Origin of the sequence: Streptomyces acidiscabies (genome assembly GCF_020010905.1) — a bacterium.
GTDB classification, from domain to species: Bacteria; Actinomycetota; Actinomycetes; order Streptomycetales; family Streptomycetaceae; genus Streptomyces; species Streptomyces acidiscabies.
This window is the reverse complement of the sequence record NZ_JAGJBY010000002.1, coordinates 4,096,966-4,112,734: the sequence shown is the minus strand read 5'-3', so window position 1 is coordinate 4,112,734 and position 15,769 is coordinate 4,096,966. Positions and strand designations below refer to the sequence as shown.

The window sequence follows — 15,769 nt, the reverse complement described above, 5'->3', positions numbered from 1 at the left end:
CATGTCCGTGACCACCGAAGTGACGCCGCCTCCGACGAAGGCGGCCGGGCTCTCCCGGCTCGATCTGGGCCGCTTCCGGGACCTGTCCCTCGTACCGGTCATCCTCGTCCTGATGCTGATCGGGTTCATCGTCTCGCCCGCCTTCCTCACCTCCGACAACCTGATCGGGGTGCTCCAACAGTCCACGGAACTCAGCCTGTTGGTGCTGGCGACGACCTTCATCCTGATCAGCGGGCGGATGGACCTGTCGCTGGAGTCCACGATCGGGGTGGCTCCGGTGATCGCCGTCTGGCTGGTGCTGCCGAGCAGCGGCGGGCGGTTCAACGGGGTCGATCTGCTGCCGGGCTGGACGGCGATCCCGGTGTGTCTCCTCGTCGGCGCGGTCATCGGGGCCGTGAACGGGTTCCTGATCCTGAAGCTGCGGCTCAACGGGTTCATCGTCACGCTCGGCGCGCTCACCATGCTGCGCGGGCTCCAAGTCGCCCTGTCCGACGGTCAGTCGATCGTCGACCTGCCGCCGTCGTTCACCTACCTCGGCCGTACGTCGTGGGCCGGGCTGCCCGCCGCCGTCTGGGTGTGCGGGGTGCTGTTCGCCCTCGGGGGCGGGGCGTTGGCGTGGCTGCGGCACGGGCGGGCGCTCTACGCGATCGGCGGGAACCAGGAGGCGGCCCGTACCGCCGGTATCCGCGTCGACCGCATCGTCTGGATCGTCCTCGTCGTCGGCAGCGTGCTCGCCGCGTTCGCCGGGATCCTCTACAGCGGGCACTACGGGTCCATCTCCGCGACGCAGGGCAGCGGCTGGATCTTCCAGGTGTTCGCCGCGACCGTGATCGGCGGGGTGAGCCTCAACGGCGGCAAGGGCTCCGTGTTCGGGGCCCTCACCGGGGTGCTGACGCTCCAACTCGTCGTCAATGTCATGACGTTGGCGGGGGTACCACCGCTGTGGAACCAGTTCCTCAACGGCGTCATCATCATCGTGGCGCTGATCGTGTCGCGGTTCGCGTCGGGAGAGAAGCAGGAGTGAACTAGCCGGTCCGGCGGTCCGGTTGAGCTACCTGGCGAGCAACAGCCCGCACCCGTAGGCCCGTCCGCGCCCCACGCCCTGCGTCAGCGCCTCCACCAGCGCGGCCGGGTCGGTGACCGTGAACGTGCCCCGGATCTCGGCGCGCGCGAGGCGCAGGCCCTCGTGCGGGCCCGCGCTGGAGGCGGCGGGGAGCATCCGTACGGACAGGGCGTCCGGTTCGGCGGTCGCGCCGATGCGCGGGACGCCGTACGGGGACTTCGCCGGTTCGCCGGGCCGCTGGAGGCGGTCGAGGAACCAGTTCCTGACGTGGTCCGGGCGGGTGTGCGGGGCGCGGCGGCCCCGGGGACGGTTGCCCGGCGGGCCGGACAGGCGGCTGTAGGTCGGGTTCACCACCGTACGGAACGTCAGCGCGTCCCCGGCGCGGAATGTGCGGTCCACCGTGATGACGTGGGGTTTCGCGGTGAGCGCGCCCTTGGGCATGCCCGTCCAGTCGCCTGGGACCCTCGACTGGACGACCAGGACGAGGACGCCCGCCTTGAGGTCCACCGACCAGGTCGACAACACGCCCATCTGGGCCCGCGCGTCGGGGTCACCGTCCGTGCCCCAGCCCCGGAAGCCGCTCATCACCGTGCGGTGCATGTCCTGGGCGTCGATGAGGGACTTGGCGGTGTACAGGTGGCTGGTGTCGAGGCTCAGGATGCTGTGGGTGGCGACGAACCGGGCGGTCATCGGATCACACCCTCCCATTCGGTGGCGTCGGCGGCGATGACGATCCGGGTCCGGATCTCCCAACGGGTCGCGTGTACGGGCCCGTTGGCGTCGAAGGTGACGGGCTGGTCCTGGACGGGGGAGGCTCCGGGAGTCGCCGGGTCCGCTTGGATCCACGCCCATGGCCGGGGTGAGGGAGCAGGTCCGTCGGCCTGGAGGAGAGCCGTGGTGCTGAACACGTCCTGGATCGTGCCCTGTTGGAGGGGACCGGCGAGTGTCCCGGACGGCGGGCACGCCTTGCGGCCCAACCACAGCAGCCGCGCGGGGTGTTCGAGCGCCGTCGCCACGGTCCGGAGGAACCCGGCGTCCGTGTGCTCCAGCGCCGCCACGAACGCCGCGTCCGCCAGATACCAGCGCTCGGTCACAAGTCCGTTGCGCACGAGCTGCCTCGAGACCAGAGCGCCCGAATCAGGGTCCGTGCCGACGTACTTGGGCGCGCCGTACCATCCGTCCAGTTCGTGCCGCCCGAACGCGTCTCCTTCCGCGTCGGCCATGCTCACGGCGAGGGCGGCGGCTCTGCGGTGGTCGGTGATGATGTCCCGGGGTCGGACGGGGAAGCGGCCCGCTCCGACCAGGTGGAAATCGCGGGTGGGCGTGCCGGGGTGGTCGGCGCGGACTCCGTAGCGCAGGGAGGCGAGTCGGCTCAGGTCCGCCGTCCGTTCCAGGCCGAGGGCCGCCGCGCACATCCCGATCACCGCCGATTTCGTGGGCCGGCTGTGGGTGTCCCTGCGGGCGGCGAACCGGGAGATGGTGCCCCAGGACTGCAGGGGCCCGGCGAGCCGGATGAGGAGCGTGTGGGTGCTCATCGGACGAGATCCCGGACGGAGTCGACGTCGGAGATACCGAGTTCCTCAAGAACGGCGTGCATCACCGGATCGTAGGTGAGCACGCGCCCTTCGGTGATGTCGTCCCGCTTCCCCCGTACGAACCGATGGTGCCCCATCAATACCCGTACGGCCTTCTCCCCCGCAGGCCCGTCGGTCTCATCGATCGGCCTCTGGAAAGCCCCGGCGTAATTGAACGGACGGCTCCCCTCGAAAGCCAGCACCAGCACGGGCAACGACCCTGTGGAAGCCGTCGAATTCTTCTTCGCCTGCGGAAACGCGTTCACGAACGCATCCACGAACTCCGCCTCCGCGGCCTCGGCCGCGACCTCGGCATCCGCCTCTCCCATTCCCGCCGCCCGCAGATTGCTCCGCAGCGTGTGCCGATCCAGCACCGCATGCCGGTAGAACGTCCCCGAGATCAACGACTGATACCCCGTCATCCCGGCCCCCGCGTCGTCCGCCGCGTCGAGAAAGTCCAGCGCGTTGTTCTTCCGGTCGATCTTCGCGTCATCGGCTGCGGCATAGAAATCATCGGTCGCCTCCGCCTCATGAACGGTAAAGGCGTGACCGCTCTGGATCGCCCCGTCCACATTGGGCGAATCGGGGATCTCGGCGAGGAACCGACCGTAGAGGGCGATATCAATGGCATCGCGGGGAGCCAATGCGGTGAGTACGGCGTTCCGCGTGGCTTTTTCCAGAGCCGGAAGCTTCACGTCGCCGGAAGCGCTCCTCTTCCCCCGCCTCTGCTCGGCAGGGCCCCGGCGTTTGCCCGGATCGCCCCGGCCTGGGCCGGTTGATCATGCTGGCGGGCCTCGGAAGCAGATGAACACGGCACCTGTGGATCATGGAGTTCTCTACGCTGCAAGATCCACGAAGGTGCCGTGTTCGTTCCTCCATCATCCCCTGCCGTCGTTCCCGTCTCTCCGGCGCCCCGCCTGGAGGCCCTCGGCTCGGATGCCGCGCGAGACCAAGTCCGCGGCCTGGTTGCCGAGTTCGAGTCGGTCACCGATCCTCGCGGGGCGTGCGGGGTGCGCTACCGGGTCTCCTCGCTGCTGGCCCTGGTGGTCTGTGCGATGACCCCGGCGGGCCATGACTCCATCACCGCGGCGGCGGAGTGGTGCCGACGTGCGACGCCTGAGGAACTGGCCGCTTTCGGTCTGCCCTACCATCCGTTGCGCGGCCGCTACCGGATCCCGAGCGAGAAGACCTTGCGCACCGTTCTGGGGCGGCTCGATCCCGGTGAGGTCAGCGCGGCCGGCTACGACCACCTGCGGCCCCTGCTGTCCACGGTGTCCCACTCTCCCGAGCCGCTCATGCCCGACGGCGGCATCGAACGCGAACAGCGCCGCGCCCACCGGGCGGCCGCCCGCGCCGAACCGGTGCGCTCCCGGCGCCGGGCCATCGCGGTGGACGGCAAGTGCCTGCGCAGTGCGAAGCGCCCGGACGGCAGCCGCGTCTTCGTGCTCTCCGCCGTCCGGCACGGCGACGGCATCACCCTCGCCTCCCGCGAGATCGGCGCGAAGACCAACGAAATCCCCGAGTTCCAACCCCTGCTCGACCAGCTCGACGACGCCGATCTCAAGGGGGCCGTCGTCACCGCCGACGCCCTCCACGCCCAACGCGACCACGCCACCTACCTGCACGAACGCGGCGCCCACTACCTGCTGACCATCAAGAACAACCAGCGCGGCCAAGCCCGTCAGCTCCACGCCCTGCCCTGGAAGGAGATCCCCGTCATCCACCGTGACGACGCCCGCGGCCACGGCCGCCACGAACAGCGTCTCGTCCAGGTCGTCACCGTCAACGGCCTGCTCTTTCCCCACGCGGCCCAGGTCCTGCGCATCCAGCGCAGACGCCGTCTCTACGGAGCGAAGAAGTGGTCCAGCGAGACCGTCTACGCCATCACCGACCTGCCCGCCGAGGAAGCGAGTGCCGCCGAGATCGCTTCATGGGCTCGCGGGCACTGGACCGTGGAGAACACCGTCCACTGGTGTCGGGATGTGACCTTCAACGAGGACAAGTCCCAGGTCAGGACCCACAACACGCCCTCAGTCCTCGCCGCCGTCCGCGACCTGATCCGCGGTGCGCTCAAGCTTGCCGGGTACGTCAACACCGCCGCCGGCCGCCGAGCCCACACCGAACGCACCCTCGTCCTCAGCCTCTACGGCATCACATGATCAAACCGGACGACCCGGGCAAACGCCGGGGCCCTGCTCTGCTCGGCCTCCCGATACCCCTCCGCCCAAGCCACGGCCTTCTCCTCGTGCGCCGCCAGGTGATCCGCGATCCGCTCCCCCGCATCGGCCGGCGCGAACAGCAGCACCTTGGTGAGATGCGCGACGGTCGCCTTGGCCGGGTCACCGAACTTCAGCCCGGTCGCCTGAAGCACAGCACGCGCCGTGGCCACGGCGCGCTCCCTCTCCCAGCCGTGCCTGTCTTCCAGGGCCTTGGCGGTCTTGAGCGCCCACTCCCTCGTACGAACCCCCATGCTGTACTCGACGAGCGGCCCCTTCCCGGCATTGGCCCGGTCCCTCGAATACATCCGCTCGGCCCGACGACGAGCCTGACTGGTGATCAGATGCCGTTCCACACCGCCGTACACGATGGTCTTCGGTGCCCCGTTCTCGTCACGCACGGGCAGGACGGCGACGAGAGTTTCCAGGAGGTGCAGGGAGAGGAACCGGGGGCGGGCGGGTGCACTCACGTCAGTTGATGCCCTTCTTCGGCGTCGGAGCGTGGAAATCGAGGGCCCAGTGGTAGGCGATGCGTGCTTCCTTGTCGCGCCAGCGGGTCAAGTCATCGGCGAGGCGCGGCCAGTGAGGCGGCGGCTTCTCGCAGGAACGCAGGCGCGCGATGGTGTGCCGGAGGTGGCGCAGGGGCGGACGGCGGCTCGCGACGATGCGGTCCACCAGACGGCAGGCGCCGGGATCCTCGGGGCCGGTGCCGATCCTGCGGGCGGCGGTGCCCACACGGCCGTATCCCCGTTCGGGCTTGGCGGCGCCCTGGTGGTAGACGGCGAACAGGAACGCCACCTGCTCGAAGACTTCGCGGCGCTCGACGTCGAAGTTCCCCGCCTGGATATGGGGTTTCTCCTCCATGGTCGGCCTGCGCAGCCGGGCGAGCGCGCCGTAGTCGCGGCTGCGTACGAGGCCGGTGAGCCATCGGGTGAGGAGTTGGGCGCTCTGCGAGGGGTCGGGGTTCACTGCGGGTCCTCCTTCAGTTCGTCCGGAGCGGCCGGACCGGTGAAGTCGGCTTCGAGACGGCGGGCCGCCTGGGCTCGTGCGCGGTGCCCCCGTGAATCGGCGGGGAGCGGGTCCAGGCGGTTGCGCAGGAACCGCCGTGCCGCGTGGGCGAGTTCGGCCGCGTACTCGACGACGGCGGCGTGGACCTCGTCCTCCTCGCCCTCTCCGGCGGCCGTGACTCTTTCGAGCAGGGTGTGGAAGGGGTCGGCGGCGTGTGCCCAGTGCTCCGGGCTCGCGTCGAAGCGGGCCAACTGCCCTTGCTTGTCGGCGGGTTTGGGGTTGGGGTAAGTGATGGTCCAGGCGACGTACGCCGCTCTGGACAGGCAACCGGCCACGTACTCGGCGATCCCCGAACCCCGTTCGGCCGCATGGCGGAGGTCTGCTTCGCGGCCCGGTACGAACGGGAACGTGTCGGAGACCCAGGTGAGGACCGAGGTGTGCTTGGCGATCATCCCCACGGCCCACAAGTTGATGCGCAGGTCGCTGAGTTGGGCGAGCCTGTGATAGAGGTCCCAGGTGTCCCGGTGCTCGACCACCGCCGCGTACAGGGCGTGCGCCTCGCACCACAGCGCGCGGGAAGGTGACGGACGCAGCGGCCTGCGTGTGCCGTCCCTCGTCTGTTCGTAGACCGCGTCCCGCATGTGGTGCGCGGGGAGGGGGTCCAGTACTTCTCCGGCGGCCAACAGGACCCGGTCGACGACGAGTTCGCCCCTGTCGTCGACGGCAGGTCGCAGGAGGATCGAGCGCCCGAGGACGGTGTGCAGGTCTGCCGGACCTTCCACGTGGCGGCCCTGCGCCTTGGCCCGGAAGCCGCGTCGGGGTTGTGGCGACACCGTCCAGGTGCGGTTGAAGGTGCCGGGGTGTCCTTCGACCGGCGCGAGGTTGACGAGAAGGGTTTCCCGGAGGGTCCTGCCGAGGGCCACGACCCGGATACGGCCGCTCAGGCGTCCGGCGCCGAGGTTCGTGAGGGCCGGGCCGAGAGTTTCCTTGCCGGATATGCGGGCGCGTCCGCTCGGGCCGAAGGCGTGCTGGGTGAGCATCGCGCGGAAGGCGGCTGCCGCGGGTAAGGGAGTCAGGTGGGCCAGGTGGTGGTGGTCGAAGAACTGGTTGTAGTCACCCGCGTGCTCGATGACCAACTGGGCGGGGCCTACGCCGTGTTCGTCGAGGTAGGGGGACAAGAGGTAGTTCTGGCCTAGAGGTTGGGTGGAGTGGAAGAGGTCCCAGTCTTCGTCGCGTTGCTCTTCGTCCAGCCACTTCGCCACGTCCTGGAGGAGGCCGCCCCCGTACACCAGCTCGCGCAACTCGTCGTCGCCGCCGGGGAATTCCGGGTACGAGTAGCAGATCGCGAGCAGGTACTCCAGGAGCGCGACGGTCTCGCCAGGGGTGGGCGCCGAGATACCGAGGAGGTTGCCGGCGTCCCTGAGAGCCGCGACCAGCGTGACCTCTTCCGGCCTTCCCTCCCCGTCCAGCACCGGCACGCACTTCTCTCTGCGCGGGTCCCAGCAGGGGCGTAACTCACCTTCCGGGGAAGGGGGTGATTCAGCCATCGAGTAGCCCTCCCACTCACAATCCTCGCAATCCCTGCTGTGCTGGAAATCGGACCGTAGCATGCCACAGGAGGTCAGTATGGATACTTCACGAGATCTCAACTCAACAGTGCATAAATGGTGTTGGGGATCGATCGCCCCCTCGCGCGGACCCGGTTGGAACCCGCTCGTCGCCGAGATGCTCGCCGCCGCGTCCACGCTCCTCGAACTGTGGCAGCACGCACTGACCCCGGCGCAGAGGACCGAGATCACCAAGAGCCTCGCCGCCCAGGACGAACACTGCGCGCGCCGAGCCGCCGCGTTCCTCGTAGGTGTGAGCCGCCTGGGCCATGCGTCCCCGGCTCACATGGTGTCGTTCGGCGCGGGTCTCCCGCGTTCGCAGGCGCTCGATCACACGCGCACCGCATGGCGACAAGGCGCTCTGCGAGCGGGGTTACCCCTGCCACAAGTCGGCTCCCGAGTGCGGTACACGCAGCCGCACTACGTGACGGCCGCCGTCCTCCCCCGGCTCACCGGCTGCGACTGCGCGGGGTACGTCGACGGCGAGAGATGCCGGAACCCTGATCACCGATGCCTCTACACCGTCGCATACGCACTCAATACTCACGGCGCCGACATCCTGCACGCCGACATGGTCGCCAAGGCGTACGGCGCGACCGGCGGCCCGGCCTGGGACGCGGTCCGCGCGGCGTTGGTCCGTACGGTCGCTCACCACGTGGGCATCGACGCGCGCTGGCTCCCTCTCCTGATCCGGCCGACGCATCCGTCGCAACTGACCTTGCTCAACCGCCTTGTCGCGCAGTGCGGAAGGCTGGCGGAGGGGAGCACCTTCGATGTCTTCCCCTCTCCGCACAGCACGGACGAGACGTTGTCGGACCTGGCACGCCGACACGCGAAAGAGGCCGTGTCACGCCTGACGCATCACCATCCCCGCGCTGCCTCTCCGCACGGCGGAGCGTCCTCATCGTAAGAAGCCCGGCTCCCCGCTTCCCCCTCGCGTCACGGCGGCGATCCCCCGCGGACCGCCGAAGACGACCAGCGACTCCACCACACACACCGCCGTCAACGACACCCCCGTGACGATCCGCCGCACCTCTTCCCCACTTTCGAGATCCCACATCCGTACAGTCGTGTCGAGCCGTCCCGTACTCACGATCAGGGATCCGGCGACCGCCACACCGGAAACGGGACCGTCGTGCCGGACGGACAGCACCCTCTCCCCCTGCTTCCACACACGGACACTGCCGTCAGCACCTCCGGCCACCAACACCTCGTCCCCGGCGGCAGCCAGAGACTCCGCAGGCCCTTCCCAGCCAGGCCACTTGTCGGCCGGTCCACCAGCCAGGGGATGGAGTTCGACACCTCGCTCACAGGCGACAGCGAGAGACTCACCCACGAACTGAAGCGCACGGACCGCCCCGGCCACGGCCTGTTGACGCATGAACTGATCCCGCGTCATATCGCAGTACTGGACGCCCCCTTCACTCGTCCCCACCGCCAACACCCCATCCCGGACGGCCAAGGCGGTGGCGCAGGCGCCCGGCGAGGTCAACGCCCCCGTCATGTGCCACCCACGACCGTCCCAACGGACCACGGCACCGTCGGACAGCCCCACGACGATCCGCCCCGCGCCGCAGGCGGCGAGCGCGGTCACTTCAGTCTCTCCCCTGCGCGGCAACTCGACCGACCGCACCAGCGCTCCATCACCGAACGACCGCACGAGCAGGTTCCGTTCGGGTCCGACCGAGACCAACCCGTCCCGCAGTACGGCAAGTAGCGTGCCGTCGGCGGTCAACTGCCGTTGCTCCATACCGGCGTTCCACACCCGGACGGTCCGGTCGAGAGATCCCGAGGCCAGCACCGGGGTGCCGTCGGACGCGGTGACGACCGCGAGGCCGGTGACGCTCCCGGTGTGTCCGTCGGAGAACCTCCGTGTCTCCTCCCCGGTCGCGGGGTTCCAGAGGCGTACGACCCCGCCCTCGGCGCCGGCCAGGAGGCCGTCCCGGCACAGCGCGAGCACCTCCGCCGACCGCCTGATCCTCCGGTACCGGTGCGGAGTTCGCGCCGACACGTCCCGGAACTCGATCGCCTCCGGGGTGGCGAGAGCCAGTACCGGCCGCCCCTCACCGTCCTCGAAAAGAGCGAGAGCCGTGACGTCGGCCTCGACCCGTTCCCGCGAGACGCCGTCGTCGATGTGCACGAACGTCCCGTCGTACCAGGCCAGCACCGGCCCCAGCGCCGCAACGCCCTCCACCGGACCACCCTGAACCTCACGGAGACCGGCTCCGTCGTACAGAACGAGCCCTTCGTCCGTTCCGACCGCGAGCCCCGCGTCTCCGTAGGCCGCCATGCACCGAACGCTCGCTCCGATCGGCAGGCGCTCGGTACGGCCGGACAGGGGATCGCAGGTCCAGACACCGTCGTCGCAGCCGATGGCAAGGCGGGAACCTACAGCGACCAGAGCGCGGGCGTTCGGAGCCGGACCTTTGATGGGACGGCCGAGGGGGGTGAGGGTGGCCGGGTCCCAGAGGTGGACGGTGCCGGCGGCGGTCCCTGCCGCGATGAGCGAGGTGAAGGAGGTGAGGGAGAGGAGGTCCGTGTCGGTGCGGGCGAGGATGTTGTCGGGAGCCGCGAGGAGTTTCCAGCCGTCCTGATGAGGCAGGGCGAAGTGGAGGCTGTCCCTGCGGAATCGAGGGGATGCGTCGGCGAGGAAGGGTTCGATGCTCGCCCAGGCGTAGAGGCGAGCGGCGTCGGAAGTGCGTTCACCGAGGAGGCCGAGGGTGCCTCGTACGGTGCCGCTGGTTTCCTGGACGAGGAACTCCTCTGTGATGACGCGGTCGTTGAGGATTCCGCCCGCTTTCGCGTGGTGGACGAGATGGCGGAGCAAGTAGGGGTGGGGGCGGTCTCCTTGAGCTGCACAGAGGTCGACGAGGCTACGGGCCAAGGCTTGTTGGGAAGCCTCGGAGTTCTCCCGCAGTACCTCGTTCTCCCGCAGCACCTCGGCAAGGTGTTCATGGGCCGGGCGATAGACCGTCCGGCCGTCTTCCATCCCGGTCGTCAGGTACCCCATCAGACGGCTGTTGCTCAGCCAGCGGATCAACGCGTCGACGCGGGGCACCTCTTGCCCCGCCAATGCTTCGATCGCGCACCGCCATACGTCCGCCCAGGGCAGTCCGGCCCCTTGGGCAAAGGCCGTGGCGCTCAGGGCGTATCCGATGTGTTCCGCCGGGAACCCACCCCTCGCCGCCTCCTTCCGGATCTCCTGGCGAAGGAGTTCCCCGGTCCCCTGTCCGAGCGTGTCCAGCCAGGCGGCGTCGGCTGGTTCGCCATGGCTCAGAAGGTCGTCGACGGCGATCCGGGCGTCCAGAAAGGACGGGGTCACCCGCTCGGCGATGGCTCGCGCGAGGTCGGAGGCACCGGGCAGACGAGCCCTCGCATAGTGCTCGATGTCGGCCTGGACAGCGGCGGTGTCGTCGGTCCGCAGCGGCGGGCAGGCAGACGTCACCGTCACCAACAAGTCCAGCAGTCCCGGCTGTCGGCCCGCTCCAGGCCCGTCCGGACGCGGGCTGCGGACGCCCAGCACCATCCGCACGGCGGGCCGGCCGTCGTCCGTCCGCTGCTGGGCCAGCAAACCGATGAGGTTCGTGACGACGCTCGTCGGATTCTTCGCCTCGTCGATGCCGTCGATGAGTACCGTCAGGGGACGGCGCTCGCGGCGGACGCTGTCGTGGATGTGGTCCAGCAGATGGTCCAGAGCGTCGCCGTCCGATTCGGGGACACCGGCGAGGGCTCGGGCGAGTTGATCCGGTTCGGCGTCGCGTGCGAGCACGGCGGCGTCGATCCCCTGCGTCGCCGTCCAGTTCAGCAGAGCGGACTTGCCCGAGCCGGTCACACCGGTGACGACGAGGGCGGTGGTGCCGCTGCGGAGGAACTCGGTGATGCGGTCCCGTTCCGCGGTGCGGCCGGTGAAGTGGGGCGGGACTTCGGAGACGGCGGTGAGGTCGGGGGTTGGGCGGTAGCCGGGGTTCGGGAGGCAAGGGGTGGGAAGATGCTGGGAGTTGGCCCGCGACACCTTGTGCTCGGGCCAGACCAGGTGGATGTCCGGCGCCGCGGAGTTCTGCTGCGACTCCCCCATCAGGGCGTGGAAGTCCTGGAAGCTCAGATGGGAACTCGCGTATCCGGAGCTTTCCTCCCTCAGGTACACGGCCATCGCCGCCAGCAGGTTCGAGAACGCCTTCGGCCGTGGTCTGTCGTTCTCTCCGCCGACGGTGAGGACGACACGGGACGTCAGGGAGCGCCGTTCTTCGCTCAAGGCCCTGACCAGCCTCGGGAGTTCGACCCGCAACACGCCTGAGCGACAGGAGTCCACCATGACCAGGGCGTGCTCCACGTCGGATTCCAGCACCGAGGTGATCAACTCGGACGTCTGGAATGCGGTGTTGAGCAATTTCCCCGAGTCGGTCTCAGGCATCAGCAAGTAATGTTCGTCCGACCCCGGGTTGACGCCGTGTCCGGTGATGTACACCACCAGCACCTGCCGGCGATGAGCGGACACCACCTCCTGCTCCCGCAGAAAGTCCTCAAGGTCGCGCAGCGCCGACAGTTCACCGGACTCGGCGACCTCGTACCGCCGCTCCCCCAACTCCTCGCCGGCCCACCACCCCTTCACCACCTCGACCTGTACGGCGATGTCAGCGGTGAACGCCTCGTCGCGGGGGTCCGGTACGGCTACGACGATCAGCCGGCAGTCCCACACTCCCCCGCCACCGCCTCCAGATACCCGGCGACACCGTGCGGATCCACCCGCCCGTTGTCGACCTCCACATCGACGACCCCGGCAAGCCCCAGCCCCGCCCCGCCGGTCACCACATCCTTGGGATCAAAGGCGTTGACCCACCGCACCCCGTCCACCCCCTCCACAACTCCCAGAGCCCGCCGCACCGTCGGCACAGCCAACGGCGACCCGCACGACACGAACGTCCGTACCCCCTTCACCTCACCCCGCCGCAACAGGTCGTACCCGATCACGCTCCCGAGCGAGTGCCCGACCACCGCCCCCACCCCCGGAGCGAACGCCTCGGCCACGAACTCCCGTACCTGCTCGGCGAGTCGCGGCTCGTACAGATAGAGCCGCACCTCACGCATCCGCGCGACGAAGAACTCCCCCGCCCGGGGCCACCTCTGGTCGTACGCGCACATCAACCGCGTGAGCGCGGCGGGCCAGAGCTGCGGAGGTCCCAGCGTCCCTTCCCCTGCCGCGTCGACCCGGGCGAGTTCTTCCTCGCTCACGACGTCCTCCAGCGCGGCGGTGACGAAGGCGATGTCCTCCGCGCTGAGGGACGGTTCCTCCTCCGGTCCGAGGTGCTCGGCGCCGCGCGCCAACAGCCGCGTCCAGTGCGGGAGTTCGAGCGCGTCTGCGGGCAGCCGGGGCTGGCCCAGATCCGCCAGCCCCCGGTTGAGCGCCTCGGACCACTGCCCCTTCAGGATCTTCTCGGATGTCCTGAGCTGCCGAATCCCGTGCACTCCACCGATCCGCGCCACGTCACCTCCGCTGAGCCGCCAACCGTATCGGAGCGTTCACCGCACCGTACCCGCTGTAACCGCCGTCCCGTTGGACGAACTCGAAGAACACCTGGCCGACCGTCGCCGTGTAGCAGTGGCGGAACTCGCCGCCCTGTTCGTCGCGGTCGTAGAGGATGCCGAGTTCGCGGTAGGTCTCCAACTCCGTTGCGGGGAGGTCGAATCGGGCCGCGAGGTCGTCGTAGTAGTTGCCGGGGACGTGGAGCAGGGGGGCGCCGGACGACTGGAATGCGCGGGCCGTGGATATCAAGTCGTCGACGGCGACGGCTATGTGGCGGGCCCGGTCGTCGGCTTCCGGTGTGGGGGCCAGGTTGAGGACGAAGTGCGGGCCCGAGGGGGACGCCGAGAGGGCCCGGCTGCGGAACAGGCCGTAGGGGTCGGCGAGTTCGACTGTCTCGTGGGGGCTGAGGCCCAGGATCGTGCGGTGGAAGAGGACCGCTTCGTCGAAGTGGTGCCAGGGCTGGGTGAGGGCGAGGTGGTCGAGCCGGCCGTCCGCCCCGCTCTCGCCGGTGAACGTGAAGTCGTCCGTCCAACTCGCCAGCCCTGTGCGGCGGGTGGCGCAGAAGAGGACTTCCGTGCCGTCGGGTGCCGCGATGGAGTCGAGGGGGACGTCCCGGGCGGCGCGGTGTTTGGGGAGGGTGGGGGCGAGGAGGGCTTCGGCGCGGCGGGCCGAGGCGGCGGGTTCCGTGGATTCCAGGCCCAGGGCCGCGAGAGTCGTCCGCGTGCGCTCGGTCGCCGTGTTGAGGACGATGCGGGCCTCGCCGCGTTCCCAGAGGGCGACCGGTTTCGTGTGGTGGCGGGCCGTGCGGGTGAAGCCGATGGACGCGAGGAGGTCCTCGGTGGGCTGGGGGTCGCTGGTCGCGAATTCGGCGAAGGCAACTCCCGTCACTCCCACGGACGTCGGGAGGCGGGAGGCTCCCGCGCTCTCCTCCAGGGCCAGGAGGGAGCGCATGCCGTCGAGGGCGGTGCGGCCCGCGTCTGCCTGGCGGAAGACGTCGTTGAAGACTTCGAGGGAGAGGGGTCCGGCGTACCCCGTGGCGAGGACGTGGCGGAGCAACTCCGTGACGTCCAGGCCGCCTTGGCCCGGGAAGCAGCGGTAGTGGCGGCTCCACTGAAGGACGTCCATCGCCATCACGGGCGCGTCGGCGAGCTGGAGGAAGAAGATCTTCTCGCCGGGGATGTCCTCGATGCCCTTGGGATCGGAGCCCCGAGAGAGGATGTGGAAGCTGTCGAGACAGGTGCCGAGCGCCGGATGGTCCGCGTCGCGGACGATCCGCCAGGCATGGTCGTACGTGCTGACGTGCCGCCCCCACGCGAGTGCCTCGTACGCGACACGGATACCGGACTCCTGCGCCGCGTCCGCGAGCCGGGCGAGCTGGGCGGAGGCCAACTCGTCGTCGTCCAGGGCGAGTACGGACACGTTGGAGCAGACGAGGACCGTGTCCACGCCCAGCCGTCCCATGAGGTCGAACTTGTGGCGGGCGCGGCGCAGGTTGCGGGCGAAGAGGTCCTCGGGGACGGCCTCGATGTCACGCATCGGCTGGTAGAGGTCGATCGTCAGGCCCAGGTCGGCCGCGCGGGCGGCGATCTCCTCCGGGGAGAGGGGGCTCGCGAGGAGGTCGTTCTCGAAGATCTCGACGCCGTCGAAGCCCGCGCGCGCCGCGGCGGCGAGTTTCTCGGTGAGGGTGCCGCTGAGGCAGACGGTGGCGATGGACTTACGCATGGTCGCTCCCGATCCGGATCCAGGTCTTGCCGGCCCGCAAAGAGGCGCCGGAGAACGCCTCCTGAGCCTCCGTCAGAGAAAATCCCGCCTCGATCACCCTTCCAGGGCGGGCCGTCGGCAGTTCGGCGACGGCTGCGGTGAAGTCGCCGGGGTGGTCGTAGATCATCGAGCCGCGCACCACGAGCTGGCGGCGCACCACGTCGTCCGTACTCAGCGGCAGCGGCTCGGAGTTGAGCCCGACCAGCACGACCGTCGCGCCCGGAGCCGCCCGCTCGATCGCCGGGCGCAGCGCGGGGGCGTACCCGGACGTCTCGAACACGTACGTGAACCCGCCGCGCCCGTCGTCCGCGACCGCGCCCAACTGGACGGCCTTCTCCAGCCGGAGAGGGTGGGGTTCCGTGACGACGGGTACGGCGCCGAGGCGGGCCAGAGTCAGACAGACCAGCAACCCCTGCGCTCCCGCGCCGACGACCAGGCAACGGTCGTACGGAGTCACGCCGCTGCGGCGGACGGCGGCTCGTGCGACGGCGTACGGCTCGGCACATGCCAGGTCGGCGAGGTCAGCAGCGTCGGCAAGGTCGCCCGGGTCCGCCCCCTCGGCCCTCAACTCCCCGGCAAGGGGAGCCCCTTCAGCCGAGGCAACCGGATGAGCGAACGGCGCCGGAACCACAACACGTTCGGCGAGGACACCGGGGCTGTTCAATCCGACGATCGCGCGGTGCGAACACGCCGAGGTCAACCCCGTGAGGCAGTCCGCACACTTCAGGCATGCGTAATTGGGTTCGATGACGACCCGCTGGCCCACCTGACGGTCCACCACGTCCGTTCCTACGGCGACGATCCGCCCGAACCCCTCGTGCCCCATGACCCAGGGGTACGACGAAACCTCACGCCTGCCGTGGAACACAGCGAGGTCGGTTCCGCACACCCCGACCCCCTCCACAGCCACCACCACGTCTCCCGCCCCGCCCTCCAGCGGAACCTCCGGCCAGTCCCCCACCACTTCGACCCGCCCCGGCGCCACCAGAACCGCCGCTCTCACGAGACCTCCCAGCCGA

13 protein-coding genes are annotated in these 15,769 nt (G+C 69.6%); 3 read left to right on the top strand and 10 right to left on the bottom strand.

Annotated elements, in window-relative coordinates; translation table 11 throughout:
• The first annotated feature begins 1 nt into the window (after position 1).
• Positions 2 to 1,024, top strand: a complete 1,023-nt coding sequence (locus J8M50_RS44550; RefSeq protein ID WP_010352195.1) for an ABC transporter permease — start codon at positions 2 to 4, stop codon at positions 1,022 to 1,024.
• Positions 1,025 to 1,051: 27 nt separating this feature from the next.
• Here J8M50_RS44550 and J8M50_RS44545 read toward each other — a convergent pair whose 3' ends face one another.
• From J8M50_RS44545 to J8M50_RS44535, 3 genes are read right to left on the bottom strand one after another with little or no spacing between them, the layout of a single operon-like run.
• Positions 1,052 to 1,753 carry a type I-E CRISPR-associated protein Cas6/Cse3/CasE gene (locus J8M50_RS44545; RefSeq protein ID WP_010352193.1) on the bottom strand — a complete coding sequence of 234 codons (702 nt, stop codon included), beginning with the start codon at positions 1,751 to 1,753 and terminating at the stop codon, positions 1,052 to 1,054.
• Positions 1,750 to 2,598, bottom strand: coding sequence for a type I-E CRISPR-associated protein Cas5/CasD (cas5e, locus tag J8M50_RS44540; RefSeq protein ID WP_010352192.1), 849 nt, complete (start codon positions 2,596 to 2,598; stop codon positions 1,750 to 1,752). The genes J8M50_RS44545 and cas5e overlap by 4 nt, the downstream gene beginning before the upstream one ends.
• Entirely contained in the window at positions 2,595 to 3,332 is a 738-nt protein-coding gene (locus tag J8M50_RS44535) for a type I-E CRISPR-associated protein Cas7/Cse4/CasC (protein ID WP_010352191.1), read from the bottom strand. Before J8M50_RS44535 ends, cas5e begins: the two co-directional genes overlap by 4 nt.
• A gap of 168 nt (positions 3,333 to 3,500) precedes the next feature.
• Here J8M50_RS44535 and J8M50_RS44530 point away from each other — a divergent pair, with 168 nt between their 5' ends.
• Positions 3,501 to 4,796, top strand: a complete 1,296-nt coding sequence (locus J8M50_RS44530; protein ID WP_006378747.1) for an ISAs1-like element IS1629 family transposase — start codon at positions 3,501 to 3,503, stop codon at positions 4,794 to 4,796.
• On the opposite strand, the gene J8M50_RS44525 is transcribed toward J8M50_RS44530, so the two are convergent.
• Genes J8M50_RS44525 through J8M50_RS44515 form a run of 3 tightly spaced genes read right to left on the bottom strand, consistent with a single transcriptional unit; the run spans position 4,781 to position 7,339 of the window.
• Positions 4,781 to 5,323, bottom strand: coding sequence for a type I-E CRISPR-associated protein Cas7/Cse4/CasC (locus J8M50_RS44525; RefSeq protein ID WP_010361111.1), 543 nt, complete (start codon positions 5,321 to 5,323; stop codon positions 4,781 to 4,783). The two genes, J8M50_RS44530 and J8M50_RS44525, sit on opposite strands and share 16 nt — an antisense overlap.
• 1 nt (position 5,324) lies before the next feature.
• Positions 5,325 to 5,822 (bottom strand): type I-E CRISPR-associated protein Cse2/CasB, encoded by a 498-nt coding sequence (gene casB, locus J8M50_RS44520; RefSeq protein ID WP_010361110.1) that lies wholly within the window; start codon positions 5,820 to 5,822, stop codon positions 5,325 to 5,327.
• On the bottom strand, positions 5,819 to 7,339 hold the full coding sequence (locus J8M50_RS44515) for a type I-E CRISPR-associated protein Cse1/CasA (protein WP_223786437.1): 1,521 nt from the start codon (positions 7,337 to 7,339) through the stop codon (positions 5,819 to 5,821). The genes casB and J8M50_RS44515 overlap by 4 nt, the downstream gene beginning before the upstream one ends.
• 148 nt (positions 7,340 to 7,487) lie before the next feature.
• Between J8M50_RS44515 and J8M50_RS44510 the strand changes: the two genes are divergently transcribed.
• A complete protein-coding gene (locus tag J8M50_RS44510; protein WP_050987443.1) occupies positions 7,488 to 8,378 on the top strand; it encodes an HD domain-containing protein in 891 nt (296 codons plus the stop codon).
• Here J8M50_RS44510 and J8M50_RS49925 read toward each other — a convergent pair.
• Genes J8M50_RS49925 through J8M50_RS44490 form a run of 4 tightly spaced genes read right to left on the bottom strand, consistent with a single transcriptional unit; the run spans position 8,370 to position 15,753 of the window.
• A complete protein-coding gene (locus J8M50_RS49925) occupies positions 8,370 to 12,164 on the bottom strand; it encodes a hypothetical protein (RefSeq protein WP_010361107.1) in 3,795 nt (1,264 codons plus the stop codon). The two genes, J8M50_RS44510 and J8M50_RS49925, sit on opposite strands and share 9 nt — an antisense overlap.
• On the bottom strand, positions 12,146 to 12,949 hold the full coding sequence (locus tag J8M50_RS44500; protein WP_223786436.1) for a hypothetical protein: 804 nt from the start codon (positions 12,947 to 12,949) through the stop codon (positions 12,146 to 12,148). Before J8M50_RS44500 ends, J8M50_RS49925 begins: the two co-directional genes overlap by 19 nt.
• A 1-nt stretch (position 12,950) precedes the next feature.
• Positions 12,951 to 14,711 carry a sugar phosphate isomerase/epimerase and 4-hydroxyphenylpyruvate domain-containing protein gene (locus tag J8M50_RS44495; protein WP_010361105.1) on the bottom strand — a complete coding sequence of 587 codons (1,761 nt, stop codon included), beginning with the start codon at positions 14,709 to 14,711 and terminating at the stop codon, positions 12,951 to 12,953.
• Positions 14,704 to 15,753: a zinc-dependent alcohol dehydrogenase gene (locus J8M50_RS44490; RefSeq protein WP_029184361.1), complete on the bottom strand. Its 1,050-nt coding sequence runs from the start codon at positions 15,751 to 15,753 to the stop codon at positions 14,704 to 14,706. Before J8M50_RS44490 ends, J8M50_RS44495 begins: the two co-directional genes overlap by 8 nt.
• Between the last annotated feature and the right edge of the window lie 16 nt (positions 15,754 to 15,769).